General features: G+C 57.8%; 19 protein-coding genes. 11 read left to right on the top strand and 8 right to left on the bottom strand.

Annotation, left to right across the window (positions count from 1 at the left end; translation table 11 throughout):
• Positions 1 to 34: 34 nt before the first annotated feature.
• Positions 35 to 430 carry a hypothetical protein gene (locus tag NA78x_RS25585; protein WP_425615220.1) on the bottom strand — a complete coding sequence of 132 codons (396 nt, stop codon included), beginning with the start codon at positions 428 to 430 and terminating at the stop codon, positions 35 to 37.
• On the opposite strand from NA78x_RS25585, the gene NA78x_RS25580 reads away from it, so the two are divergent.
• Positions 425 to 2,320, top strand: coding sequence for a cation:proton antiporter (locus tag NA78x_RS25580; protein WP_425615219.1), 1,896 nt, complete (start codon positions 425 to 427; stop codon positions 2,318 to 2,320). The genes NA78x_RS25585 and NA78x_RS25580 overlap by 6 nt on opposite strands.
• Positions 2,321 to 3,050: 730 nt before the next feature.
• Positions 3,051 to 4,190, top strand: a complete 1,140-nt coding sequence (locus NA78x_RS25575) for a TlpA disulfide reductase family protein (RefSeq protein ID WP_425615218.1) — start codon at positions 3,051 to 3,053, stop codon at positions 4,188 to 4,190.
• Between the two features lie 18 nt (positions 4,191 to 4,208).
• On the opposite strand, the gene NA78x_RS25570 is transcribed toward NA78x_RS25575, so the two are convergent.
• From NA78x_RS25570 to NA78x_RS25540, 7 genes are all read right to left on the bottom strand, one after another.
• Positions 4,209 to 4,592: a response regulator gene (locus NA78x_RS25570; protein ID WP_425615217.1), complete on the bottom strand. Its 384-nt coding sequence runs from the start codon at positions 4,590 to 4,592 to the stop codon at positions 4,209 to 4,211.
• A gap of 57 nt (positions 4,593 to 4,649) precedes the next feature.
• The gene (locus tag NA78x_RS25565; protein ID WP_425615216.1) at positions 4,650 to 5,141 is read right to left on the bottom strand and encodes a chemotaxis protein CheD; all 492 of its coding nucleotides are present in this window, start codon (positions 5,139 to 5,141) and stop codon (positions 4,650 to 4,652) included.
• 45 nt (positions 5,142 to 5,186) lie between these two features.
• Positions 5,187 to 5,789 (bottom strand): chemotaxis protein, encoded by a 603-nt coding sequence (locus NA78x_RS25560; RefSeq protein WP_425615215.1) that lies wholly within the window; start codon positions 5,787 to 5,789, stop codon positions 5,187 to 5,189.
• A gap of 34 nt (positions 5,790 to 5,823) precedes the next feature.
• Positions 5,824 to 8,700 (bottom strand): Hpt domain-containing protein, encoded by a 2,877-nt coding sequence (locus NA78x_RS25555; protein ID WP_425615214.1) that lies wholly within the window; start codon positions 8,698 to 8,700, stop codon positions 5,824 to 5,826.
• 24 nt (positions 8,701 to 8,724) lie between these two features.
• A complete protein-coding gene (locus tag NA78x_RS25550) occupies positions 8,725 to 9,564 on the bottom strand; it encodes a CheR family methyltransferase (RefSeq protein ID WP_425615213.1) in 840 nt (279 codons plus the stop codon).
• A gap of 95 nt (positions 9,565 to 9,659) precedes the next feature.
• Entirely contained in the window at positions 9,660 to 11,402 is a 1,743-nt protein-coding gene (locus tag NA78x_RS25545) for a methyl-accepting chemotaxis protein (RefSeq protein WP_425615212.1), read from the bottom strand.
• Positions 11,403 to 11,512: 110 nt separating this feature from the next.
• Positions 11,513 to 12,031 carry a chemotaxis protein CheW gene (locus NA78x_RS25540; RefSeq protein ID WP_425615211.1) on the bottom strand — a complete coding sequence of 173 codons (519 nt, stop codon included), beginning with the start codon at positions 12,029 to 12,031 and terminating at the stop codon, positions 11,513 to 11,515.
• A 637-nt stretch (positions 12,032 to 12,668) separates the two neighbouring features.
• On the opposite strand from NA78x_RS25540, the gene NA78x_RS25535 reads away from it, so the two are divergent.
• The 9 genes from NA78x_RS25535 to NA78x_RS25495 all read left to right on the top strand — a co-directional run bounded on the left by NA78x_RS25535 (position 12,669) and on the right by NA78x_RS25495 (position 26,032).
• Positions 12,669 to 13,598 (top strand): NHL repeat-containing protein, encoded by a 930-nt coding sequence (locus NA78x_RS25535; protein WP_425615210.1) that lies wholly within the window; start codon positions 12,669 to 12,671, stop codon positions 13,596 to 13,598.
• 90 nt (positions 13,599 to 13,688) lie between these two features.
• Entirely contained in the window at positions 13,689 to 14,633 is a 945-nt protein-coding gene (locus NA78x_RS25530; RefSeq protein ID WP_425615209.1) for a PmoA family protein, read from the top strand.
• Positions 14,634 to 14,753: 120 nt separating this feature from the next.
• On the top strand, positions 14,754 to 17,135 hold the full coding sequence (locus NA78x_RS25525) for an ATP-dependent helicase (RefSeq protein WP_425615208.1): 2,382 nt from the start codon (positions 14,754 to 14,756) through the stop codon (positions 17,133 to 17,135).
• A 99-nt stretch (positions 17,136 to 17,234) separates the two neighbouring features.
• A complete protein-coding gene (locus tag NA78x_RS25520; RefSeq protein WP_425615207.1) occupies positions 17,235 to 18,497 on the top strand; it encodes a PQQ-binding-like beta-propeller repeat protein in 1,263 nt (420 codons plus the stop codon).
• 16 nt (positions 18,498 to 18,513) lie between these two features.
• Positions 18,514 to 18,834, top strand: coding sequence for a hypothetical protein (locus NA78x_RS25515; RefSeq protein ID WP_425615206.1), 321 nt, complete (start codon positions 18,514 to 18,516; stop codon positions 18,832 to 18,834).
• A gap of 308 nt (positions 18,835 to 19,142) precedes the next feature.
• Complete coding sequence (locus tag NA78x_RS25510) at positions 19,143 to 19,466, top strand: hypothetical protein (protein ID WP_425615205.1); 324 nt, start codon at positions 19,143 to 19,145, stop codon at positions 19,464 to 19,466.
• Between the two features lie 369 nt (positions 19,467 to 19,835).
• A complete protein-coding gene (locus NA78x_RS25505) occupies positions 19,836 to 22,016 on the top strand; it encodes a glutamine synthetase III (RefSeq protein ID WP_425615204.1) in 2,181 nt (726 codons plus the stop codon).
• 252 nt (positions 22,017 to 22,268) lie between these two features.
• Positions 22,269 to 23,588, top strand: coding sequence for a type I glutamate--ammonia ligase (gene glnA / locus NA78x_RS25500; RefSeq protein ID WP_425615203.1), 1,320 nt, complete (start codon positions 22,269 to 22,271; stop codon positions 23,586 to 23,588).
• 95 nt (positions 23,589 to 23,683) lie between these two features.
• Positions 23,684 to 26,032 carry a DEAD/DEAH box helicase gene (locus NA78x_RS25495; RefSeq protein ID WP_425615202.1) on the top strand — a complete coding sequence of 783 codons (2,349 nt, stop codon included), beginning with the start codon at positions 23,684 to 23,686 and terminating at the stop codon, positions 26,030 to 26,032.
• Positions 26,033 to 26,081 lie beyond the last annotated feature (49 nt).

The following is a 26,081-nucleotide window of genomic DNA, read 5'->3' as shown; positions in this document are numbered from 1 at the left end:
CTAGCAGACCACTACGACCAAAACGTAGCATCACCTAAGGCGCGAAGCGGCTCAGACAGCCAATATAGCTTGGAAAAAAGCCATGTCGGGCGTCTGTCACGCGGATTGCCGAAAGTTTGAATGTTCGCTCGACCTGACGCATCTGATAAGCAGTACTACCTGCGGGAAGTGTCCGGTCCGTTTTTGCCTCAACTTGCCGGACTGGTTTGATGCTGCCAGATGGAACGATTGTGCGTTCACTGGCAGGTGCAAACCGGCTCGTGAGCCGAGGACCCGTACCAGAACATAGGTCGAAATTTGCCCCGTCCGCGAAGCTGGCGACAAAATGCGGCAGCCCGAAACTTTTTCGAGTTTTCGCCGCTTTTTCGGCCTGTTTTGCCGGTACGCGCCGCCGGGCGGCAAGCTCATTTTGTAAGATGAGGCCATGCATATGCTCGACCTTATCTCCGCGTCCGCAACGAGCCTGCTGGCCACCTCTCCCGGTGCGTCTACCGACCATCTCGAACTGATTTTGACCCTGACGAGCGGCCTCGCGGCTGCCTTGTTCCTGGGGTACATCACGCACCGGATCGGGCTCTCACCCATCGTCGGCTATTTATTGGCCGGCATCGCCGTGGGGCCGCATACGCCGGGGCTCGAGGCTGATCTGGGTTTGGCCAATCAGATGGCCGAAATCGGCGTCATCCTGCTGATGTTCGGCGTGGGGCTCCATTTCCACTTCAAAGAGCTGCTGGCCGTGCGCCGCGTGGCAGTACCGGGCGCCGTTGGCCAAAGCCTGATTGCTACCGGTCTGGGCGTGGTCGTGGCCTATTTCTTTGGCTGGAGCATTTCCTCGGGCCTCGTGTTTGGCATGGCGATCTCGGTAGCCAGCACGGTCGTGCTACTGCGCGTTCTTTCCGATAACAACGACTTGCACACTCCCACCGGCCATATCGCCGTTGGTTGGCTGGTGGTCGAGGATTTGTTTACGGTCTTTGTGCTGGTGCTGATGCCGGTGCTGTTTGGCGGGCAAGATAGCTCGGCCGCTCAGATTGGTGTGGCGATTTTGATTGCCGTCGTGAAGATCGGGCTGCTGGTCGGCTTTGTGATGTTCGTGGGCGGCAAGATCATCCCGTGGTTCCTGGCGAAGATTGCCCAGACCCGTTCGCGCGAGCTTTTTACGCTGACGGTGCTGGTGACAGCGCTGGGTATCGCCGTTGGGGCTGCCAAGCTCTTTGATGTTTCGATGGCCCTGGGAGCATTCCTGGCCGGGATGGTGGTCGGGCGGTCTGACTTCAGCTCGCGGGCCGCCAGCGAAGCGTTGCCGATGCGTGACGCCTTCGCGGTGTTGTTCTTTGTCTCCGTGGGGATGCTGTTCGATCCTTTTCAGTTGATTTCGGCGCCGGGCCTGATTGCGGCCACCTTGGGGATCGTGCTGGTCGGCAAACCGCTGGCGGCGTTGCTGATTGTGCTCGTGCTGCGGTATCCGCTGCGAGTCGCGCTGTCGGTGGCGGTGGCTCTGGCACAAATTGGTGAGTTCTCGTTCATCCTGGCCAGCGCCGGTATCGCCTTGGGCGTCTTCACCGATCTGCAATACAACGCCCTCATCGCGGCCGCGATCGTTTCCATCAGCATCAACCCGATCTTGTACCGCTTGACCGATATCCTCGAAGAGCGGGCCAAGAAAACGCCCTGGCTGTGGAAGATCATCAACGGTCGATCGAAGATCGCTGCCGCGGAAGAATCGCCCGACGACGAACACGCCGAAAAGCACAATCAGGGTCAGGCAGTCGTGATCGGCTACGGTCCGGTGGGCCGTACGTTATGCCGCCTGCTGCAAGAAAATGGCATTGAGCCCACCGTGATCGAAATGAACCTGCAAACGGTGCGGCAATTGCGCGAAGAAGGGATGCGGGCCGTCTATGGCGACTCTGCGCACAAAGAGACGCAGCTCGAAGCGGGCACCAAGGAAGCCGATGTCTTTATCCTGAGTGCCTCGGGCCTGCGGAACAGTCAGGAAGTGATTCGGCTGGCCCGCGAGTGCAATCCCAAGATTCGGGTGTTTGCCCGGGCAAGTTACCTGCGCGAGATTCCGTCCCTCACTCGCTCCGGCGCCGACGTCGTCTTTACTGGCGAGGGTGAAGTCGCCATGTCGATGACGGAATTCATCCTCCGCCAAATGGGTGCCGGTCCCGAGCAGATCGACCGCGAGCGCGAGCGCATTCGCAACGAACTGTTCGGCAGCGCAGCCGTGCTCGAAATTTTGCTGCCGCCGACAGCGAAGCCCCAGGCAGAACCGGTTGCGCAACCAGCGACCGAAGATTCGTCATCTGCATCGTAGTCAGCTCACCGTAGTCATCTCGCTCCGTCGAGATGACAGAGGCGAAGGAGCGCCTAACTATCAAGTTGGGGAGTGATGGTTGAAAAGGCTCTGTTGAACAAGTGCTTTTGCGCGAAGTTGCAAAGGCTCATCTCGGCGGAGCGAGATGACTACGGTAGAGATGACAGCCGCGAGGAAACACCCGGCTATCAAACTGGGAAATGCGGGTTGTAAATTGCTATGTCGAACAAGTCCTTTTGCGCGATGTTGCGAAATCTCATCTCGGCGGAGCGAGATGACTACGGTTGAAATTCATGTCGGTCGAGCGAGATGAGTACGGCGGAGGGCGATTGGGTTATCGTAAAAATGTCTTGACTTAATGTCAATGACATTTTAAGTTTTATTGGGGTGGTTGAGGTCGAGTTCCGGCAGCGAAGCAGGATCACATCCGGCGGCTGTGACCTACCAGCGTGAACGGCCTATTTCCCCCCCTGTTCAGGGCCTGTTCAGCCAGCCGTTTGAACAGGGTGAAAAGTGGTTATCAAATGGTTATCACGTAAACTTTGATGCGTTCGGTTTTGTCTTCGCAAAAGATTGCTGGCAAACGGTTTGTGAGTTTTGGTTATCGCGAGAAAAGTGCTCAAAAAGTTATCAAAACGGGTTATCGGGAGCGTTGAAGGGGGACTGTTCAACGAGGGGTTGAGCCGGCCATATTCTAAGTGTTGCCATTTCGTTTCCCACGGAGGAATTTATGTTTCGCAGCTTGGCCCCGGCATTTGTTGCCGTCTCTCTATTTGCAATCACGGCCGTCGCAGCCGATGCCCCCAAGAAGGAACTGCTGGTCGGCGATGCCGCGCCGCCGTTGGCCCTGAAGGCGTTCGTCAAAGGCGAACCGGTGAAGGAGTTTGCCAAGGGGAAGGTGTACGTGTTGGAGTTCTGGGCAACCTGGTGTGGGCCGTGCATCAAGGCGATTCCCCACGTCAGCGAACTGCAAGCGAAGCACAAAGAGATCGTGGTCATCGGTGTCGATGTGCTGGAAGACGTTGATGACGACGTGAAGGAATTCGTCAAGCAGATGGGCAAGAAGATGGACTATCGAGTCGCCATCGATGCCAAAGATCCGAAGGTGGAAGAAGATACCGGCGTGATGGCTCGCACCTGGCTCGAAGCCAGCTATCAGGAAGGGATCCCTGCTTCGTTCATCGTCAATGGCGAGGGGAAGATTGCCTGGATTGGCCACCCGATGGAACTCGACGAACCGCTTGAGAAGATCATCGCCGGCAAGTGGGATCTGGCCGCTGCGACCAAGGCATTCAAGGCGGAAATTGAGACCACCAAAGCTGCCAAGGTTTTGGACGAGGAGTTAGAAAAGGCAATGGAAGCCGGCAAGCCCGAGCAAATTGTGAAAGTGCTAGAGACTGCCTTTGCCAAGACTCCTGATCTGGAAAAGCAACATGGCGCGCTGAAGTTCAACGCGTTGTTGGCCCAGGACGATCAAAAACCAAAGGCACTGGCCTATGGCAAGAAGCTGGTCGATGACCTGCTGAAGGACGATCCGAACGCGCTGTACACCATCGTCAATTCATTGCTGACAGACGACGAAGATGAGCCGCTCGATAAAGTCGATGCCGAAACGGGCAAGCTCGCCGTGCAAGCCGCGACTCAATTGACGACCGTGCTCAATGGCATGGAAGGCATGCCTGCGGCCAACAAGTCGGTCGCTGCCGAAGCGCTCGCACTGGCTCAATTTGCCTCGGGTAATGCCAAGGAAGCCGTGGCTGCCCAAGAGCAGGCCATCAAGCTGGCCAAGGGGACGCCCCGGGAGAAGAAAGAGGGAGACCAAATGGCCGCCACGCTTAAGAAGTATCAGCAGGGCCCGCCAAAGAAGTAATCGCAGTGCGATGAGTAACTAGCAAACCCCGGCAACTCGATTCAACGTGGCCACGAGTTGCTGGTGGTCGAAGGGTTTGACCACGAAATCGGACGCACCCAGTTTGAAGGCTTCCTTCAGGATGGTTTTTTGATCGAGAGCACTGACCACCACAATTTTGGCGGCGGGGTCTTCGCCCAGGATGTGTTTCAGAGCATGTAGGCCGTCGAATTCCGGCATGACCAGGTCGAGCGTCATGGCATCGGGCTTTTGAGAAGTAGCGCAGAGTTCGCGATACTTCTCAAACGCTTGCTGGCCGTTGCAGGCTTCGCCTACGATCTCCCAGCCCGCATTGATGGCAGTGTCTTTGATCATTTCGCGAATGATGATCGCGTCGTCGGTTACGAGTAGTCGCTTGGTCATGGTTCGAGTTTCCAATCCTGCTAGTCGGTGTTCGAAAGTGGAGTCGTGCATTCTCGGTTAGAGAACGACAACATCGGCGCCAACAACCTCCACGCGGTAGATGCCGGTCTGGCAATCGAGCGTGACCCGGCGACCTTTGTTGCCGCCGACATGGCGGGCGGTGATTCGTAGTTTGGCTTTGCTGAGGGCGGCTTCGATCGCCACGATGTTGGATTCACCAACTTGCATCGGCCCAGCCGGTAGCCCGAACATGTTTGAGCCGCCAGCGATCTTGATGATCAGGCTGCTGTCGCAAATGCCGAGCGAGGCGAGTTGGCTGAGCATGTCTGGCACTGCGGTATCGGCGAACTTGCCGGGCGTTGCTGCACGGCCAGTACTGGCCGGCAACACCACGTGGGCGAGCAAGCCTTGATGCGTGCGCGGATGATACATGGAGATTCCGACGCACGAACCCAGGACGGTCGTGATCGTATCGGGCCCCTTGGCCAGAACGATCTTGCCCATGCCGGCCTGGTGGCAAACGGCTGGGGCTAAAGTGGCACACGGCATACAGACGTCTCGGTGAAAGAAAGGCTTCGGTTGGTTCGCAGACGCTTACTCGGCTACGCAGGTCATCAGACGATCGCGGAGCGCTTGGGTAGGCAGGAAAAGGACGTTCCAATCGAGCGCGCGGTCTTCGCGGCGAAAGGTGGTTCGGCAAATGGTCGCGGTGTCGCAGGTGAGCGCTTGGGTCATGAGTGCTTGTTGCAGCACGCTCGCGCCAAAGTCCTGCAGGAAGTACGGCGGTGAGGGAATGAGGTCGGCATCGAGAAAACGAGTGAGGGCATTCATATAGGCACAACCCAGAATGTTGCCCGTCTCGTTCAGCGCGCTGCGTTCGAGTTCGGTCCACTCCGGCGAGGTCGCACGGGGACGATTCAACAGCGAAGCTGCGAGGTCGCGGCCATTCTGCTCGTCGAACGTCAGCAGCATGGTGCCGCCGAGTTCGCCTTGCAGCGTGAGGGCGACCATCGTCAACAGGTCATCGCCGAGATCGAGGCTGCTGCTGACTTCTTCCAGCGGCAACTCGGTGATCTCGTCGAGCGTGAGGGTGATCTGTCCGTTGGTCCAGCGGCACATGGCTGCCGAAGCATCCTGAGTGGCGGCCGAAAACAGTTGCTGTAGCAGCGAGTGGTCGACAAGGTCGATGTTATTCATGAGCAAGCATACACCCCAATTAGGACTTCGATCGTTACGATTTATGAGCAGTCTTCGACGCGAGATTGACGAGCGCGCCGACATCGAGAATGAGCGAGACACGGCCATCGCCAAGGATGCTGGCTCCCGCCACACCTTCGACATTGCGGTAGTTGTCGGCGAGCGATTTGATCACCACGTCTTCTTCGCCCAGCACGGCATCGACGAGCAAGCCGATTTCTTTGTTCTCGTAGCGGATGACCACAATCGTGTGGTCGCCGGTGACTGGCTTCTCTTGCGAACCGGTGCGCGAGTTCCAGGTCAGCAGTTCTTTGAGTTCGACCACCGAGATGACGCGGCCGCGGATGGTGGCGGTGCGCAGGCCATGTACCGTGCCGAGACTGTCGTCTTTCAGCCCGACGATCTCTGCGATGCTCTCGATGGGCAACGCGATGACGTCGCCATCGATCTCAGCCATCAAGCTCGGCATGATCGCCAGCGTGAGTGGCAGCTTGATCGTAAACACGGTTCCTTGTCCGGGGTTGCTTTCGACTTCGACCGTGCCGCTGAGGCCTTCGATCTTCGAGCGGACGATATCCATGCCCATGCCGCGACCGGAGATTTCGGTAACCTTTTCTGCCGTGCTAAAGCCGGGTTCCCAGATGAGTTGATAGACCTGATGCGAGGTCATTCGCTCGGCGGTTTCCGCATCGACGAGCCCGCGTTCGATACCCTTGTTCAGAATGCGGTCGCGATCGAGTCCCTTACCGTCATCCGAGACTTGAATAACGATACTGTTGCCGCGATGGAAGGCGTCGAGTGTGATGGTGCCTTGCGCCGACTTGCCAGTCGCCAGACGAGCCTCGGGCGATTCGATTCCGTGGTCGGCCGAGTTGCGAACCATGTGAATCAGAGGGTCACCCAGTTCGTCGATCATTCGCTTGTCGAGTTCGGTGCTCTCGCCACGAATGACCAGCCGAATGTCCTTGCCGTTCAAGCGGGTAATATCGCGCACGACACGCTTGAAGCGATTGAAGAGCGGACCGACGGGCACCATGCGGGTGTCCATCACGCTCTTCTGAATGCTGGCGGCAACGCGGTCGAGTTGGTGAACCGCTTCGAACAGTTCGTTGACGCGGGCATGCATCTTGGTGACGCGAGCAAACTCGGCCGTAATCTTTTCGATGTCCGACTGCAGTCGACGTGCATGCGAACGAATGGAATTCATGTTTGCTGCGGCATGCTTGTCGTTGCCAGCGCTACTGCCATCTCCGGCGAGTTGCTCCATGAAGGCAGCGGTTTCGCTCCAAACCTGTGTCAGTTGCTTGGCGGGCAAGTTGTCCCGCATGGCATTTCCGATCTGACTGAAGCGGGCTTTGCTGATGACCAGTTGGCCGGCGAGATTCATCAGTTGATCGAGGCGGTCGATATCGACCCGCAAGGTTTCGCCGGGCTTACCAGAGTCCTCGCCTGTTTTGGCCTTCGGTTCCGCCGCCGCCTTTGCGTCGCTGGTTGTTGCCAACGAGGATTCAGCAGGTGCCTTGGTAGCCATCGTCGGCACGGCTTTCTCTTGCGACTTGGATTGGGGCAAAGCCAGGGCCTTGATCTTGAGCGAGCGAACGCCACTGACGTTCAACGCGGAATTCAACTCGTCGCTTGTCGATTCTGTCTGGACGATCAAGCGGAGCGAGTCCAGCTGATCGAGCTCTTCCAGCGTCTCGGCTGGCGGCTCACAAAGGAGCACGCGTCCCAGACGAGCGGCCTTTTCGTAGGCGAGATTTGCCTTCAGGCCGATGAGCGGCAGGTTCGCTTCAAAGTGAATTTCACAGCCGTACTGAGTGCCCGTCTCGAGTTCACCGACCATGCCGACAACAGCCCGCGGTTGCCAGGCGGCAGCGGAAGTTGGCTTAGCGACGACCGGAATAGCGATCGGGGAGGGCAATGAACCAAAGGCCAGTTTGCTGGCGGCCAGCAACTCTTCGGCAGCGGATTCGAATTGCGAGAAGTCGGGCTCGCTCTGTTTCAGGCCGGTCACATACACTCGCAAAGCATCGACGCAATGCAACATGGCGTCGATCAGCGAAGGAGAGAGAGCCTGCTTCCGCTCGCCAGCAGTTTGCAGCGAGTCTTCCATCCAGTGGGCCAGCTTGGCGGTGCGATTCAAGCCGAGCGACGCAGCGGAGCCCTTAATGCGATGGGCGGTGACGAGCAATTCTTCGACCGTGCGAGGCTGGGCGGAACGCTCGGCGCACAGCAGAACTTCGGCCAGGCTTTCGAGGGCGAGATCGGTTTCGTCGATGAAGATGGCGAGATACTTCGGTGGAATGTCGACCTCGTCGGCGATCTGCGCGAGGCCAGCCACTTCGGGGTTAAGGTCTGGATTGGGCACCACGACGACAGCAGGCGCATCGAGAGCCGCATCGAGTTGCAGGCCTTGTTCGCAGACGGCGAGAGCCTTTTCGGCATCGGCCTGCGATGTCTGTTGCCGCGCACAGCCACCCTGTTCCAGGACTTGTTCGATGCTGGTCATTACAGCGCTCGCGTCGTGCCGATCGGAACCGTCGTCTTGCAGTTTGGCGATCATGGCAGTGAGTGCATCGATGGATTGAAAGATGATTTCGACAATGGCCGGCGTCAGTTCGAGTTGGCCCTTGCGGGAAGCATCGAAGACGTTTTCGATGCGGTGAGTCAATTGATTGATGTTCGACAAGCCCAACATCGCCGAGAGCCCCTTCAGGCTGTGGGCAGAGCGGAACATGTTGTTCATCAAGTCGGGATCGAACGGCGCGCGCTGGCCGGCGCTCGAAGCCGTCCACGCTTCGAGCGTGAGCAGATCCTCGTTCAAGCTGCTTAGGAGGCTACCGGCTTCATCTAAGAAGTCGGACATCATCCCTTGCAACCATTCGTCGGCAGCGGTGGTTTCAGCTGACATGACCGGTCGATTCCGTTAGGCAGTTCACTCCTGGCGATAGAGCCAGGCATGAACGCGTTTGAGTTTCTTCAGATGATCGCTAATGCCTTCCGCAGCGCCAGCAATCAAGTAGCCACCAGGCTTCATGAGCTTGAGCACGTTGGCTACGACTCGCTGCTTCGAGGCATCGTCGAAGTAGATGAGCACGTTTTTCAAGAAGATCAGATCGAACGGTTGTTCCAGCAGCGGATCCAATAGGTTGTGCTGCCGGAATTGAACCAGGTTCGAGAGTTCCGGTTTGGCCCGACTGAATCCCGCTTCTTCCGCGGATGCGAAGTAGCGCATTCGCTGCGCCGGAGGAACGAGCTTCATCGCCCGCGGGCTGAATGTCGCCTTGCGAGCTTGCTCGACGGCACCGATGCCGATGTCGGTGCCGATAATCTTGATTGTCCAGGGAAGCAATTGCTTCAGATTCGTCGCCACGCAGGCCGCGGCCGAATACGCTTCATCACCCGTGCTGCAAGCAGCCGACCAGATTCGCAGCGAACGTGTACGCTGGCCAGCGAGAGCCTCCTGCGAGATCACGGGCAGGTACTGGTCTTTGAACCATTGCCAGTGAGGTTCGTCGCGAAACAGGTAAGTCTCGTGGGTGGTGATTTCCTGCAAAAACAGATCCCACTCTGCATGACTGGTCTTCAGCTTTTGCAAGTGAATCAAGTACGCATCGAAATCCGCAATACCCGTGGCCTTCAATCGCCGCCGCACGCGGTTGGCAAGCAGAGCTTGCTTCTGTGGCGAAATGCGAATGCCGGTCACGTCATAAATCAGCTTGCCGTAGCGAGTCATGAGCTCGGGGCTGATCAGAGTTTCGATAGCGGTGGACATGAGCGGGCGATTCGTTGTACTAAGGCAATGTTTTGAACCAGAAAGACCGAGCCCGGACGATGGCGGGCTCGGTTGGACGACACTTGTCGCAGCTGTTATTCGGTCTTGAACTTGCGAACGAGTTCTCGCAGCGTCGAAGCCTGAGCACCGAGTTCTTCGCTGCTGGAAGCCATCTCTTCGCACGAAGCAGCGGCCTGCTCGGTGACGGTCGAGATCTGCTGAACGGCACCAGCAACTTCCGTCGCGTTCTGAGCTTGTTCCACAGTCGCCGTAGCGATTTCGTTGATCTTCTTGGCAGTCGAATCCACACCCTGAATGATCTTCGAAAGAGCCTGACCGGTTTGCTCGCTCAGGTTGGCACCATCGGCAACCCGTTGAGTCGATTCTTTGATCAGCTTGCTGATTTCCTTGGCCGCTTCGCTGGAGCGTTCGGCTAGTTTGCGAACTTCGTCGGCCACCACCGCAAAGCCCAAGCCATGCACACCAGCCCGAGCCGCTTCGATCGCGGCATTCAAGGCGAGCAGGTTCGTTTGGCTGGCGATCTCGCCGATCACTTGAATGATCTCGCTGATCTGTTCCGACGAGCTCTTGATGCGGCCCATCGCTTCGACCGATTTCTGCACTGCCTGGCCACCTTCTTCCGCCATGCGGCTGGTTTCGCCGGCCAGCGTGTTGGCCGAGGCGGCATTGTTTTTCACGGTTTCGATACTGCGAGTGAGCTGCTCGATCGACGCACTCATCTCTTCCACGGAGGCACTTTGCGTTTGAGCACCTTGAGCTTGCGACTGAGCGGTCTCCGAGATCACTCGGGCACCTTCCGCAAACTGAGCCGCACCTTCCACCACCTGGCTGATGATGCTGCGCAGGTCAGTCATCATTTTGCGAATACCCGAGGCCAACTGCCCCATCGCATCTTCGCCGGTGAAGGTGATTTCCTTGGTCAAATCGCCAGCAGCGGCCGCATTGACGACATTCAGCATCTGGTCGACCTTCTCACGCAGGTCCTTCGCATTCTGGCGTTCGCGTTCTTGCGAAGCCTTCGCTTCGGTGATGTCGGTGGCGAACTTGACGACCTTGTAGGGTTTGCCCGCAACATCGTTGATGGGGTAGTAAGTGGCCGAGATCCAGATCTGTTCACCTTTCTTGTTGATCCGCATGAACTCGCCGACTTCGAATTCCCCGCGGTTCAACTTGTCCCAGAACTGCTTGTAGGCCGGGCTGTTGGTGTATTCCGGCGAGCAGAACATCCGGTGATGCTTGCCGACGATTTCATTCAAGCTGTAACCCACAGCACCCAGGAAATTGTCGTTGGCGGCGATCACCGTGCCGTCCATATTGAATTCGATCTTGGCGGTCACCTTACCGACGGCGGCCAGTTGTTCGCCAACATCGCGGCTCTGATCCTCCATCTTCAACTTCTCGGTCACGACTTCCCAAGTCACCATTGGCCCGAGGTATTCGCCTTTGTCGTCATACGTCGGGCTAACGAGAAGATCGGCCTTTTGATCGCCCACGGCGATGATTGCGCGGTGCGGCAGGTTTTTGTCGTTCGACAGAATCCGACGCTGATGCGAAGGAACTTTGTGGAAGGTATCGATGCTGGAGCCAACAACTTCTTCCGCTCGGACGGGCAGGTACTTTTCGAGAATCTTCAGCGTGCGGATGCTCGCTGGATTCGCGTAGGTAATGACCAGGTCCTTGTTGGCAAACAGGATGTTGATCGGCGAGTTCTCGGCCATCGCACGATTGATCGCCAGATCGCTTTGCAGCTTGGCGATGTTCACCGCCGACTTCGATTTGGACGCGGCAGAAACAGGGGCAGGTTTGGTTTTGGACATGGAACTATCTCGCTAGGAAAATGTGTATTGTTTGACGAAAGAATGGTTCGCGCAGCTTTGGGCACAAAGCCGAGCGTTGCTTGTTCGGTGAGATCACGAAGGGGTGCGACCTACGTCGCTGCCAGGGCGGATTCTTCGAGCAGTTTGTCGACATCCAGCAGGATCAACAGACGCTTCTCGAGCTTGACGAGCCCCGTCAAATAATCGCGACCCAGGCCAGCGATGGTCGGCGGCGGCGGAGCAATTTGCTCAGCTAAGATCCGCAGCACTTCGCTCACGGCATCGACAATCAGGCCGATGGTCTTGCCGCGCACATTCACCACCATAATGCGGGCTTCGTCGGTCTTGGCTTGTTCTGGCAAGCCGAACCGCAGACGCAGATCGACGATGGGAATCACCGTGCTGCGCAGGTTGATCAGCCCTTTGATGAAGACGGGCGACTGGGGAATGCGAGTCACTTCGCCGAGCAAGATGATCTCTTGCACTTTGGTGATCTCGATGCCGTACTCTTCGTCCGCCAGGCGAAAGCTGACGAGTTGCGACGACGTGGTTTGCGATTGCGTGGACGAGCCGACGACTGGAGTCACGACAGCGACCGGCGCCGTCGCTTCCATAGCGAGCGTTGACAAGGAACTGCTCCTGCGCAGATACGGCGGTGCAAACCTGTTTGCGAACAGGCGACTGCCGACAATGAACTGCCCCCGCTCTTCTCTCTGCGCTGACTCCAAAGAGCCACCCTCGCAGTGCGCTGCAGTCCAAGCAGTGCAGAAAAGGTACAACCGGCTTTCCCGGATGAGAATCGCTCTGATTGCTCAGAGTGCGCGAGACGATCCACGGCCTGGAAAGGAAGAAAGGCCAATGCTCGTCCGGCGTCTCGTTCGCTGCCCCGCGAACCTACCGACTTTCCCGCTCGCTGCCACGCTTGCGGTACTCACCCTCCGGTAATGTGCTCTTCGGAATGGATCGCCCGCAAAGTTTAGCCAACCTAAAGAAACTCCGTAGTTGGCAGGGTCACGTCAATTTCGGCCATCACCCAGCAGGAAAGCTCCGCACACTCCGCAGTCTTATCCTGACTTAATTGCGGGTTTCCCTCCCTTTGACTCAAGGCGTGCTCCTGTGCTCGCTGGCGGTTAAGATGGAACTTGCTGATCCTCCTCGTTGAACCGAATGTCTGCTCCATCGTGCTGCTCTATTGAGAACAGTGATTTGAACTCTCCCGTATCCAACCATCAGTCTTCCCCGGCCTCGCCGATCTCCCGGCGACAGATGCTCGCTGTCGCTTGCGCTTGGGGCGGTAGTCTCGCCTTCTCCGGTTGCACGCCCTCCGGTCCCTCCAATGGCGAACTCGATACCATCTGGGGACGAGCTGGTACGGGCAAAGGTAGGCTCAATCATCCGCGTGCCATCTGCATCGATCAGGATGACCTCCTGTACATCGTCGACAAGACTCCCAGGATTCAAGTCTTCACTACCGAAGGCAAACTCGTTCGCTCGTGGCAAACGCCCGACTATCAGTTCGGAAAACCGTGCGGATTGTCCTTCGATCTCGAAGGGAACTTGCTCGTCGCCGATACTCATTACTACCGCATTCTCACCTACACCAAAGAAGGCCGACTCCTCAAAGAGCGAACCATCGGTGGCGAGCGGGGCTTTACGCCGGGCAAGTTCCATTTCGTGACCGATTGCCAACAGGACAAGAGCGGGAACTTCTACATTGCCGAGTACGGCGAATTCGATCGCGTGCAAAAGTTCAATCGCGAGCGTCAGTTCGTCACCCAGTGGGGCGGTCACGGCAGCGAGATCGGCCAGTTCCTGCGGCCGCAAAAAATGGAGTTCGATAGCCAAGGTCTTCTCTGGATCACCGACGCCTGCAACCACAGGCTGCAAATCTTCGATGTCTCCGGCCCCGAACCCAAACTTGCCAAGTCATGGGGCGAATATGGTCAGGCCCCGGGCCAACTCTCGTATCCTTACGATCTGCACCTCGACGAGGCAGCAGGCCATGTGTATCTGTGCGAGTTCGGCAACCATCGCATTCAAAAGTTCACGCTCGACGGCCAGTTCCTGGGGAGTTGGGGCCGCAACGGTCGTCAGCCCGGCGAACTCGACCAGCCCTGGGGCATCACCCGCGATTCTTACGGCCGCATGTACGTCATCGATACCTACAACCACCGCGTCCAGCGGTTCTATCTCTAATGCAGTAATTGCTGGAAATGGCTGGCTACGTCCATTACCATTGCGACTCTGCGATCTACGTAACTCCTTGTCGTCAAAAAAGGACCCGCCATGAAGTCCCTTTCCTCCCTTGCGATTCTGCTTGCCACCGCTATCTTCGCGCTGCCTGTCGTAGCTGCCGATCTCACCGTCGAGAAGAACGACTCCGGCGTTGTTGTCAAAGCCGACGGCAAGCCGTTTGCCACCTACGTCTTTAAGTCGGGAGCCAAGCCAATCGTTTGGCCCATTATTGGACCCACCGGCAAAGAGATGTCGCGCGCCTGGCCCATGAAGGATGGCGTTGAAGGCGAAAAGAAAGACCACATCCATCATCGTTCGTTCTGGTTCACCCACGGCGACGTCAACGGTGTCGACTTCTGGGCTGAGACCGCCAAGGTCCAAGGACAGATCCATCACAAGGAACTCATCAAGGCCGAGGGTGGCAAAACGGCCACCATTAAGACTCGCAACGAATGGGTTGGTCCCGACGGCAAGGTCATCTGCCAGGATGAACCGACTTTGGTCTTTGGGGCCAACGACACTGCTCGCTGGATCGACTTTTCGACCAAGGTCACGGCTATCGCCGACGAAGTCTCGTTTGGCGATACCAAGGAAGGAGCCTTCGGCGTCCGCGTTCCCGAAACGATGAAGGAAGAAGCGAAGAAGGGTGGCAAGATCGTCAGCAGCGAAGGACTCACCGATAAGGACGCTTGGGGCAAGCCCGCCAAGTGGGTCGACTACTTTGGCCCCGTTGGCGACGAAACGCTGGGCATCGCCATCTTCGATCACCCTTCGAGCTTTCGTCATCCCACCACCTGGCACGTGCGCACCTACGGCCTGTTCGCTCCCAATCCGTTCGGCTTGAAGAGCTTTGCCGGCGGCAAGGGGAACGTCGACGGCACCCACAAGCTGAAAAAGGGTGAATCGTTCGACCTGAAGTACCGTGTCTACTTCCACAAGGGTGACGATAAAGAAGGCAAGGTTGCCGAGGCCTACGCAAAGTTTGCGGCTGAGTAACCTTGCCCGAAAGGGTGCGATTATCCTTGCGAACGTGCGTGTCGAGGCGAACTAGGTGGGGCCTTAAAGCCGCTTGTTAGCCCCACCAAGTTCTCGGCTTAAATTTGTTACCATGAAGGGATGGATCGACAAAACATCCTCCCGCTTACGGACCTGTTCGCCTCGCTGACGGAAGCTCAGCGGCAGGCGGTCGCGCACATCGATGGCCCCATGCTCACGCTGGCCGGCCCAGGTTCGGGCAAGACCCGCGTCGTCACCCACCGCGTGGCGAATCTGGTGCGACATGGGATTCAGCCTCGCAATATTTTGGCTCTGACGTTCACCAACAAGGCAGCCGACGAAATGCGGCAACGGTTGGCTGCGCTCGCGCCAGGCCAACCTGTGTGGATGGGAACATTCCACCGCTTTTGTGCCCGCCTGCTCCGCATTCATGCGCCGCTGGTCGGGCTAAGCGAGAACTTCTCTATCTACGATATGGACGACAGCCGCAAGCTGCTCAAACTGGTGCTGGCCGAAGAACGGCTCGAGTCGACGCATGCCTCGCCCGATTCCATCGCCCACGCGATTAGTGCCGCCAAGAACAACCTCATCACGCCAGACAAGTATCGCGAAACGGCCCTGTACGGCAGTGCGCTGGGCAGTCTGGTCGAGCGGGCCTATCCGGCTTACCAAAGGGCGCTACTTCGCGCGAATGCGGTCGATTTCGATGATCTACTGCAGCATGTCGCGGTGCTATTGCGAGAGAATCCGGAAACTCGCAAGCAGCAGGACGCTCGCTACAAATACATTCTCGTCGACGAGTATCAGGACACGAATCTCGCGCAGTATGCGATCATTCGGGCCCTCTCAATCGATCATCCGAACCTGAGCGTGACCGGCGACCCCGATCAATCGATCTATGGCTGGCGCGGCGCGAACGTGCGGAACATTCTCGAGTTTGAGAAGGACTTTCCCAATGTGAAAGTCGTGCGACTCGAGCAGAACTATCGCAGCACGCAGTCGATCTTGCGGGTGGCCGATGTGCTGATTGCGCACAACAAGCGGCGAAAGAAAAAACGGCTCTGGACCGAGAATCCTGAAGGGCAGCCCGTGCGGCTGATCTGCTATCCGTCGCATACCGACGAAGCCGAGCAAATCGCGATGCAGATTGCGACTTCGGTTCGCCAAGGAAAGTATCGCCCGCGCGACTTCGCGATTTTCTTCCGCACCAATGCCCTTTCGCGGCAATTCGAGCATGCCCTGCGTGAGCAGGTCATTCCGTATCAGATTGTCAACGGCCTGGAGTTCTATCAGCGGATGGAAATCAAGGACGTGATGGCTTACCTGCACGTCCTCAACAACCAGCGCGACAACGTCGCCCTGCGGCGCGTCATCAACACACCCACGCGCGGCATCGGCAAGAGCACGATCACCAAACTGCAAGAATATGCCAACTCGAAGGGACTCTCGCTCCTGGATGCTGCCCGGCAAGCTGGGTTGGTGGAAGGCCTGCCGAAGAAGTCGGCCGTCGCTGTCGCCAAGTTCGTCGCCCTCATCGATAAGCTGAGCGAATCGCTGACCGCGGAGATTGAGCAGATCGTCGGCATGGTGCTGAGCGAATCGGGCTATCGCGAAGTGCTGCAAAATTCTGAAAGCGAAGAAGATCAAGAACGGCTGGCGAACCTCGAAGAATTGCTTACTGCTGCACGACAATTCGATATGCACAATCCCCAGGGAGGCATGCTCGAAGCCTTCCTGGAAGAAACCTCACTCGTCAGCGATACCGACGCCTGGAGTTCTGACACCGATCGCGTCTCACTGATGACCATGCACGCAGCCAAGGGATTGGAGTTTCCTGTGGTGTATATCGTCGCGTGCGAGCAAGGATTGTTGCCTCACGAACGAAGCAGGCACGACGAAGAGAAGCTCGAAGAAGAACGCCGACTGCTGTTTGTTGGCCTGACCAGAGCGCGGGAAGAACTGCAACTGAGCTACGCCCAGTACCGTATGTTTCGCGGTATCAACGCCCCGACGATTCCCAGCCATTTTCTGGGCGAGTTGCCGCGCGACGAAATGAAGTTGCAAGAGCCCCGTTCGGCGATGCGCAGGCTGATTGATCCAGATTCGCAATTGCCCAAGGACGACGATTTTGGCGACGAGCATCTCGAAGAAGGGCCCGTGGAACATGCCGAAGCGACCGAGGACGATATCTCGTTCGATCCGCAAGAGTTCACGCAGATCGAGCCGCCGCAGAAACTAAAGAAGCCCAATCTCGATAAGCGATTCTCGCTCATGAGTGGTGCCGATCTGATGGCCAGCAAAGTGGACGCCGGTCCTCGCTTTCCGCCGAATGTCTTTAAACACGGCATGCATGTGATTCACCCCGAACATGGTGTGGGCACGATCATCGCGCTCGGTGGCGAAGGGCCGAAGCGAACCGCTACGGTGCAGTTCACCGCCGATAACCGGGAGCGGCGATTCTTTCTGATTCACGCCAAGCTGGAACCGGTCGAAATGGAGTAGTTGGCTCCGTGCGCTCTGGAAATTGACGCAGCGGCGTGCGAAATTGAAGTGTCTGGTTCGCACCCGCCCAACTCACTATCCCTCCCGATTGGTTTTGCCATGCTTCGTCTGTGCTCGTTCGTTCCCACCGCAGCGCTCGTTGTCCTGTTCGGTCTGGCCGTCGTCTCATTTGCGAGCGGCGAGGAGCAATGGAACCAATATCGCGGACCTAATGCCGATGGCACTTCAGCCGCGACTGGCTTGCCGGCCAAATGGAGCGAGACCGAGAACGTCAAGTGGAAGACTCCGGTGCGCGGCAAAGCGTGGTCTTCGCCGGTGGTGTGGAACAATCAGATTTGGCTCACCACAGCGCCTGCCGACGGCAAAGAACTGTTTGCGATTTGCCTCGACCGCGAAACGGGCAAAGTGCTTCACGATGTGAAAGTGTTTGAGGTCGAGAAGCCTCAGTTCTGCCACGAACGCAACAGCTACGCTTCGAGCACACCGTTTGTGGAAGAGGGGCGAATCTACGTTCACTACGGCGTACACGGGACGGCGTGCGTCGATACGGCCGGTGGCAAGGTGCTGTGGAGCCGCAACGATCTTGAATGCAATCACTTTCGCGGGGCCGGTTCGTCCCCCATCGTTTGGCAAGATCTGCTCATCCTGATGTTCGACGGCTATGACGTGCAGTACGTCACGGCGCTCGATAAAGAGACCGGCAAGACCGTGTGGCGAACCGATCGCAACTTCAACTATGGAACCGACAATGGCGACGCGAAGAAAGGCTATGGAACGCCGAGCGTCATTACCGTCAATGGTCGCCCGGAACTGGTGACACCGAGCGCCGGCAGCACAGCAGCCTACGATCCAAGAACCGGCAAAGAACTGTGGCAAGTGAAAAGTGGCGGCATGAACGCGGCAGGTCGACCGGTAGTCAACAAAGACACGGCTTTCGTCGGCACCGCTGACGGCGGCATGCATCTGTTCGCCGTTAAGCTTGGCGGCAGCGGTGATGTAACCGGCACGCATGTGCCGTGGAAACTCGCCAAGGGCTATCCCCGCTATGCTTCGCCGATCCTGGTCGAAGGCCTGTTGTACATGGGAAGCGAACAAGGAGTTATCACCTGCGTCGATGCCGAAACGGGCGAAGTGATCTATCAAAAGCGGCTCGGCGGTCTGTTCATGTCGTCCCCCGTCTATGCCGACGGCAAGCTCTACTTCTTTGCCGAAGAGGGAAACTGCCACGTGATCAAGCCTGGTCGTGAATTCGAATCGCTGGGCGAGAACAAGCTTCCCGGCGGCTTTATGGCTAGCCCCGCCATCGCCGGCAAAGCGCTCATCCTGCGAACGAAGGATGCGGTGTGGTGCGTGGCGGAGTGAGGCATTTCGAGCAACGATGGGTGACGAACAGCTTTGCCACTACTGCGGTGATCCACTGGATGCGGGGCGGCAGTTTGCCTACGAGTTTGAATCGATTAAGTTTGTCGACGACGAAGAGACCCTCGAGGCTATGCGGAGCAGCCCCGACTACTACGGCGAACCACTTCGCCTCTGCAAAGTTTGCCACGACAGCATTGCGAAGAATCAGCAAGACCTGGATGAGGAAGTTCTCCGAGCGGAAAGAGATCGCCGGTTCTTTCAGATTCTCTGGGGTACCTTGGCCATGATTGCTGCGGTTGGGGCGTGCGTGTATTGGGTTTGGAGTTACTTCCAATAGCCGCGAGTTCTTCGTTGGGACTGGGCACGATGGATTCAGCCAACTTGACGACCCATTGCCTGCAGTGCGGTGATCCTGTCTTGCTAAGTGCTGTGCTCCGGTCACTGGGGCAATGCGCTAACTGCTACGAAAGGTTTGTCGCGGCGCGTCCAGCTAAAAATTTCCGAATCCCAAAAGAGGTGCTAATTCGGACGCACTTCTCTCCGGGATTCGCTGCAGATCTTACGTCTTGGACGACCGACCTAAGCATCGACGGCTCTGTGTGCCAAACAATCTGTTGGTACGAACAGGTGCATGGCAGGAAGCCAGTGGAGACTCGCAAAGCAACGGTGAGTAACGAATGGCTGCTTGAAATCATCGCCGCGATTCAAGCCATCGATCGTCTAGGGATTTCGCAGCTGAACAAACACTTTTGCATAGACGATGCCGCCATTGTCGGCATTTCCGCGCCGGACATTGGCTTCCAAGCGTCGATTCCTCTTTACTCGTTCGTCGCATTTGCCATGGAGTCGCGAATCACGAATTCCATGCGGAATGGGCACAAGACGTTCAAACTGGCCTGGGAGAAAATCGAATCAATTTCTCCCTACACAACGGCAACGCACTGGAAGACGTGCGCGTCGACGTTGTGAACGTCTCCTTGTCACACCCGCAGTCTGTTCGCTATGCTCCTCACTGGTCGAGGTGCGCGCGTTTGGCGGAACGAAGTATCAGGCCTAAAGGAGCCCCCTGTGCGCTCCCTTGGAACCTTCATTCCGACTTTTGCCCAGCTGTTGTGCAAGGCTGCTAACAAACTGGGCAAAGTGACGATTTAACGATTCGTGTAGACATTAGCTAGTCATTGCTAAGTCTTTGCAGGAATTGCTCTTTCGCCCTCTCGCGACGATTTGCTAGCGGACTTATGGATTGGCACGGAAGGTGCGATTCCGCGGGCCCTTCGGGGAATCGTCCCCGGTAGATGTTCGTTTTTTTGGGTTTAGGGTTTAAGGGGGTTACGTCACGTGAGTGGTAGCAAAGCGCGGATGCAGGCCATCGCGGCCGTTACGAGTTACAAGCCAACTTCACCACCGGTGAACTTCAAGACCGTTTCGTCGAAGGATCTCTTCGGCTCGAACGTGTTCACCATGTCGGAAATGCAGAATCGTCTGCCGAAGCCGGTTTTTAAGTCGCTGAAGAAGACCATTGAAACGGGTTCGACGCTCGACAACACGGTGGCCGATGTGGTCGCCGGAGCCATGCGAGATTGGGCCATCGAGAATGGTGCCACTCACTATGCTCACGTGTTTCATCCGTTGACGGGCCTGACCGCCGAAAAGCACGACAGCTTTCTCTCGCCCGACGGCAAGGGTGGCACGGTCGCCGAATTCACCGGCAAGCAACTGATCCAAGGCGAACCGGACGCTTCGAGCTTCCCCAGTGGCGGCATTCGCGCCACGTTCGAAGCCCGCGGTTACACCGCCTGGGATGTAATGAGCCCTGCGTACATTCTCGAAAACGAGAACGGCACGACGCTCTGCATTCCGACTTGCTTTGTCAGCTGGACCGGTGAGGCTCTTGATAAGAAGACTCCGCTCCTCCGCTCGAACAAGGCCTTGAATACACAGGCCCAGCGGATCTTGAAGTTGTTCGGTCACTCGAACATTTCGATGATCTCCTCGTCGGCTGGTGCTGAGCAGGAGTACTTCCTGATCGACCGCAACTTCTTCTTTGCCCGCCCCGACTTGCTCAATGCCGGTCGTACCCTGTTCGGTGCCAAGCCACCGAAGGGCCAGGAATTTGAAGATCAATACTTCGGTCACATTCCCGACCGCGTGCTGGCCTGCATGCTCGATACCGAACGCGAATTGTTCAAGCTCGGTATTCCGGTGAAGACTCGCCACAACGAAGTGGCACCTTCGCAGTACGAAATCGCCCCCGTCTATGAAGACGCGAACGTCGCTACCGATCACCAACAATTGGTGATGTTGACGCTGAAGAAGGGCGCCGAAAAGTACGGCATGGAATGCCTGCTGCACGAGAAGCCGTTCGCCGGCATCAACGGTTCGGGCAAGCACCTGAACTGGTCGCTCGGCAACAGCACGCAAGGCAACTTGCTGGAACCAGGCGATAACCCGCACGACAACATGCAGTTCCTGGTCTTCGCCGGGGCTGTCATTCGCGCTGTGCATAAGTTCGGTGGTTTGCTCCGTGCGGTTGTGGCCACTGCCAACAACGATCACCGCTTGGGTGCCAACGAAGCTCCTCCCGCGATCATTTCGATCTTCCTTGGCTCGCAGTTGGCCGATGTGTTCGAACAGATCCAAAAGGGTGGTGCCAAGAGCAGCAAGGCTGCCGGTACGCTGACAGTAGGCGTCGACACGCTGCCTATCCTGCCGAAGGATGCTGGCGATCGTAACCGCACCAGCCCGTTTGCCTTCACCGGCAACAAGTTTGAGTTCCGCGCGGTTGGTTCGAGCCAATCGATCGGCGGCCCGCTGGTGGCTCTCAATACGATTGTTGCCGAATCGCTCGACTTCATCGCCACGGAGCTGGAAAAGGCCACTGGCGGCGATAACAGCAAGTTGGCTGGTGCCGTGCAGAAGTTGCTGCAAGACATCATGACCAAGCACGGCGCGGTGGTGTTTAATGGCGACGGCTACTCGCAGGCCTGGCACGCCGAAGCCGAAGCGCGCGGCCTGCTCAACCTGAAGACCACCGTTGATGCTTTGACGCAGATCACTTCGCCTGAAGTGATCGCGATGTTCGAAAAGTACAACGTCCTCACTGCTCGCGAGACCACTTCGCGTCAAGATATCTATCTTGAACAATACGTGAAGACGGTTCTGACCGAAGCGAAGCTGACGATCGAGATTGCTCGAACGATGATCTTCCCTGCCGCTGTTCGCTTCCAAAACGAACTCGCTAGCACCTGTACCAACCTCAAGCAACTCGGCTACAGCTTCGATACCGATACGCTGGACGAGATGACCAAGCTGGTGAAGGGTCTGCAAGACTCGGCGAATGCTTTGGAGAAATCGCTGGCCCATCATGCAAGCGGATTGCTCGACGAAGCCAAGCATATCTGCAACACCGTGTTGCCAGGCATGCTCAAGGTTCGCGAGTTCGCCGACAAGCTCGAAGGCCTGGTAGCCGACGACTTGTGGCCGCTGCCGACCTATCAAGAAATGCTGTTCATCAAATAGCATTTCGGAAATGCGGCGGGACGCCTCGACATCTGCTCGCAGTACTCCTTGGCTGCGAGCAGCAACTGTCGATCCGGAACGGATTCCATTTGATCACGACATCGCGAGCGGGAGCACAGCCTCCCGCTCGTGTTGTTTAGTGAGATTTGATTCATCAGCACGAATCGCCTGCTCAGGTCGCAACGGACACGAGTGGACGCCGCTGCCTAATTCAAAGCTCTCCGCACCTCGTTGTCACTAAAAGGCGTAACTGTGACTCCCCGAGAAATTCTGGCTCTTTGTCGTGAAAAAGAAGTTCAGGCCGTCGATTTTCGCATCGCCGATCTGAACGGTGCCTGGCACCACCTAACAATCCCCGTCGCCCGTTTGGACGAGGATGTGTTTGAAGATGGCTTAGGTTTTGATGGCACTCCGCTGTGGGGAGGACCGCCCACGAACGAGAGCGACTTGCTGGCTGTGCCACAGCCCGAGACGGCTTATCTCGATCCGGTGGCAGCTGTCCCCACGTTGGCAATTCTCTGCAACATTCAGGATCCGCTGACGCGAGATCCGTTTTCGCGTGACCCGCGTTTCATTGCGCAAAAGGCGGTGAACTATCTGCGTAGCACCGGCTTTGCCGACGAAGCGATCATCGGCCCCAAGGCGCAGTTCTTCGTTTTCGACGAAGCTGAATTCGCCCAAAGTGCTTCGGCAAGCAGTTACTACGTTGCTCCAGCGACCGAGACACTTTCGCTGCAGGCCGAGATGCTGCAAGCCCTCAACGATGCGGGCCTGCGGGTTGAAGGTCAGCAGCAATCGTCGCCAGCTGCACCAAGCGCTATCGGGCTGGCGCATCAGTCAGTCGTGACGATGGCCGACCATTTGCTGGCTTACAAGCACATCGTTCGGCAAGTCGCACGACGACGTCAAAAACGAGCGACCTTCATGCCGCAACCGTTGGCCGAAGGTGCGGGCAGCGGCTTGCACACGCATTTTTCGTTCTGGAAGAAAGATCAGCCAATCTTCGCGGGCCATGGCTATGCCGGGCTTAGCGATATTGGCCTTTATGCACTCGGCGGAGTGTTGCGGCACGCGCCTGCCCTACTCGCGCTTTGCAGCCCCACGACGAACAGTTACAAGCGACTGGCCCCAGGGGGCCAAGGTCCGGTTCACCTGGTCTATTCGCAGCGCAATCGGTCGGCCGCGTGCCGAGTGCCTGTGTACAGTTCCAGTCCCAAGAGTCGGCGGATTTCCTTTCGCTGCCCTGACCCTAGCTGCAACCCCTACTTGGCTTTCGCCGCCATTGTCATGGCGGCCATCGATGGCATCCAGACCAAGCTGCATCCAGGCCAGCCCTATGAAGGAAATCGGCTGGCTGCATCGCCCGCCGAACTGGCTGAACTGCCGCACACCCCGGCGACGCTCGATGAAGCCCTGCGAGCCCTGGAGGAGGATCAAGATTTTCTGCTGCGGGACGATGTCTTTACGCCAGACGTCATCCAAACATGGATTGACGAAAAACGCCGCAGCGAGATCCAGCCCTTGCGACTTCGCCCCCATCCCTTCGAATTCACCATGTATTTCGATTGTTAAGGGCTGCTTGGAGCACGCGGCTACTCCGAATTTTCATCAATTCTGTAGTCGCAGGAAGTTGACGAAACCCCTTCTGCCAGATAGTTTTAGGCAGGATGAAAGAAGATTCTCCCCAACGTCGTCCTGCCGAGAAGTCCCGCCGCTCGGAGCAGCCCCCCACAGACCCCTCACAAGCCCGTCGCGCGCCTGCTGGCCAGCGTGACCGGCAAAGTGGTCCGCAGCGCGAACAACGACCTGCGCGGGCGCCTGCGGGCGATGATCGCCGGCCGCCAGCGCGAGCGGAAAGCGATCGGCAGCCTCGACGAGATTCAGCCTCGCGATCTGCTGGCGACTCGGCGCGTTCTAGCTCGCGTTCGAACGAGCGACGACCGACGGGCAGCACTCCCAATCGCGGACCAGCACCACGCACTGAGACTCGCCCCGCATCTCCTCCACGTCCCGTTTCGTACGCCAATTTTGGCGACGAAGATTTCGACGACGAGGATGACGAAGTAGCCAAGCCAACTCCCAAGCCGGTTCGTAGTGCCCCTGCTGCGGACAAGCCACCGCGCACATCGTCGCCACGATCAACCGACCGCACCACAGATCGCCCGGCTGGCGATCGCCAACCACAGCGCAAGCAACCTGTCACTCGCAGCGAGCAACCAGCTCGTGAGCCAGGCGATCGAGTTCAAGCAGACCGTGGGCGCAGCGAGCAGCCAGGTAACGACCGCAACCGTGGCTCACGCGGCGGTGAATCTCGGAACAGTGATACTCGCCGCAGCGAGACTCGCGGTGGTGAGGATCGAGGCAACGACGATCGTGGATCTCGCGACCGTCAACGCGGGAACGATCAGCCCTCGCGTGATCGCGGCAGCGAACAGCCTCGTGCTGAACGCCCACGAACGGAGCGTCTGCGAACCGAACGGAACGATCGGCCTCGCAGTGAGCAAGCTCGCACGGAACAACCGCGGCGAGATGAACCACGTCGCGAAGAAAACCGAGATCGCCCCCAGCGAACAACGGCTCCTGCTGCCCGAACCGAGCAGGATCGTCCGCCACGCGACCGACAGGCACCCAAGGCTGCGGAATCGCGACCAACCGAATCCAAGCCCGCTGCACCACGAGCCGCAGAACCCAAGGCCGCGCCGAAAGCACCTGCCAAGCCGAAGCCCGAGCGGTTTGCTACACCGGCTGCCGATTCGTCGCAGCCTTCGTTTGCCAGCTTGGGTCTGAGCAAGTCGATGCTCGCTTCACTGGAAGAAGCTGGCTACCAGTACCCCACGCAAATCCAGGCCGGCTTAATTCCGTTGGCTCTCGAAGGCGTCGACGTTGTTGGCCAGGCCCGCACGGGCACAGGCAAGACGGCCTCGTTCGCGATTCCCATTCTAGAACAAATGTACCTTGGTCCCGATACGCATCACCCGCAGGCTTTGGTTCTGGTGCCGACGCGTGAATTGGCCGTGCAGGTGCGCGACGAATTCGCCAAGCTCTCGTTTGGCCGGCCGATCACGAGTGTGGCCGTGTATGGCGGCAAGCCGATTCGCTCGCAAATCGACAAGCTGAAGGCGGGCGTGCATGTTGTCGTGGGCACCCCGGGCCGCGTGCTCGACCACTTGGCTCGCGGCACAATTCAGATGGACGAGCTCGAAATCGTCGTCCTCGACGAAGCCGACCGTATGCTGGATATCGGCTTCCGTCCCGATATCGAAAAGATCCTGCGTCGCTGCCCGAAAGATCGCCAGACGCTACTTCTGAGTGCGACCGTTCCGCCGCCGATTGCCAAGTTGGCAGAGCGGTATATGGTCGAACCGACGACGCTCAACTTTTCACCCAAAGAACTGGCCGTCGAAACGATCGAGCAGTTCTATTACACGGTCGACCCGACGCGCAAATTCGATCTGTTGCAACGCTTGCTCGAACGTGAGAAGCCTCGGCAAGCCATCGTGTTCTGCCGCACCAAGCGTGGCACCGAAAAGATCTTCCAACGCCTCAGCAAGAAGTTGCAAGGTGTGGGCTGTATTCATGGCGACATGAACCAAGGTGCTCGCGATCGTGTGATGCGTGGCTTCCGCGATGCCAGCGTGACCTATTTGATTGCGACGGACGTCGTCGGTCGCGGTATCGACGTCTCGGCCGTGTCCCACATCATCAATTTCGATATCCCGGCCTTCAGCGACGACTACGTGCATCGCGTGGGTCGAACCGGCCGCATGGGTCGCGAAGGTGTGGCCTACACGTTCGTGGCTCCCGATGAGGGGCCAGAACTCACTCGCATCGAACAGCGAATTAACATTCAGCTGAAGCGAGGCGAGATGGAAAACTTCGAGATGGTGGGTGCGCCGATCCCGATGAATCGTCAGGTCGATGCCGAAGGCAACGAGATTCCCGATGGTCCACCGCCGCCGCCCCTGCCGACCAACCTGATGCGTCGCCCGCCGAAGCGTTATCGCCGGGGCGTGTAGTTGACCAGTCGATGCAGTCAATTGTTTGTCGGCACTCGACGAACCGTTT

The sequence above is a fragment of the Anatilimnocola aquadivae genome (assembly GCF_049819085.1).
GTDB lineage: Bacteria > Planctomycetota > Planctomycetia > Pirellulales > Pirellulaceae > Anatilimnocola.
The sequence above is the reverse complement of the archived record's forward strand: the minus strand, read 5'-3'. Positions and strand labels throughout refer to the sequence as shown.

What these genes read in the sequence shown, in the direction of transcription:
- NA78x_RS25560 (WP_425615215.1), bottom strand. Translation starts at nt 5,789, where the DNA reads ATGAATAACATCGACCTTGTCGACCACTCGCTGCTACAGCAACTGTTT.
- NA78x_RS25535 (WP_425615210.1), top strand. Translation starts at nt 12,669, where the DNA reads ATGCTCGCTGTCGCTTGCGCTTGGGGCGGTAGTCTCGCCTTCTCCGGT.
- NA78x_RS25580 (WP_425615219.1), top strand. Translation starts at nt 425, where the DNA reads ATGCATATGCTCGACCTTATCTCCGCGTCCGCAACGAGCCTGCTGGCC.
- NA78x_RS25520 (WP_425615207.1), top strand. Translation starts at nt 17,235, where the DNA reads ATGCTTCGTCTGTGCTCGTTCGTTCCCACCGCAGCGCTCGTTGTCCTG.
- NA78x_RS25495 (WP_425615202.1), top strand. Translation starts at nt 23,684, where the DNA reads ATGAAAGAAGATTCTCCCCAACGTCGTCCTGCCGAGAAGTCCCGCCGC.
- NA78x_RS25575 (WP_425615218.1), top strand. Translation starts at nt 3,051, where the DNA reads ATGTTTCGCAGCTTGGCCCCGGCATTTGTTGCCGTCTCTCTATTTGCA.
- NA78x_RS25555 (WP_425615214.1), bottom strand. Translation starts at nt 8,700, where the DNA reads ATGTCAGCTGAAACCACCGCTGCCGACGAATGGTTGCAAGGGATGATG.
- NA78x_RS25550 (WP_425615213.1), bottom strand. Translation starts at nt 9,564, where the DNA reads ATGTCCACCGCTATCGAAACTCTGATCAGCCCCGAGCTCATGACTCGC.
- NA78x_RS25525 (WP_425615208.1), top strand. Translation starts at nt 14,754, where the DNA reads ATGGATCGACAAAACATCCTCCCGCTTACGGACCTGTTCGCCTCGCTG.
- NA78x_RS25530 (WP_425615209.1), top strand. Translation starts at nt 13,689, where the DNA reads ATGAAGTCCCTTTCCTCCCTTGCGATTCTGCTTGCCACCGCTATCTTC.
- NA78x_RS25565 (WP_425615216.1), bottom strand. Translation starts at nt 5,141, where the DNA reads ATGCCGTGTGCCACTTTAGCCCCAGCCGTTTGCCACCAGGCCGGCATG.
- NA78x_RS25570 (WP_425615217.1), bottom strand. Translation starts at nt 4,592, where the DNA reads ATGACCAAGCGACTACTCGTAACCGACGACGCGATCATCATTCGCGAA.
- NA78x_RS25515 (WP_425615206.1), top strand. Translation starts at nt 18,514, where the DNA reads ATGGGTGACGAACAGCTTTGCCACTACTGCGGTGATCCACTGGATGCG.
- NA78x_RS25585 (WP_425615220.1), bottom strand. Translation starts at nt 430, where the DNA reads ATGCATGGCCTCATCTTACAAAATGAGCTTGCCGCCCGGCGGCGCGTA.
- NA78x_RS25545 (WP_425615212.1), bottom strand. Translation starts at nt 11,402, where the DNA reads ATGTCCAAAACCAAACCTGCCCCTGTTTCTGCCGCGTCCAAATCGAAG.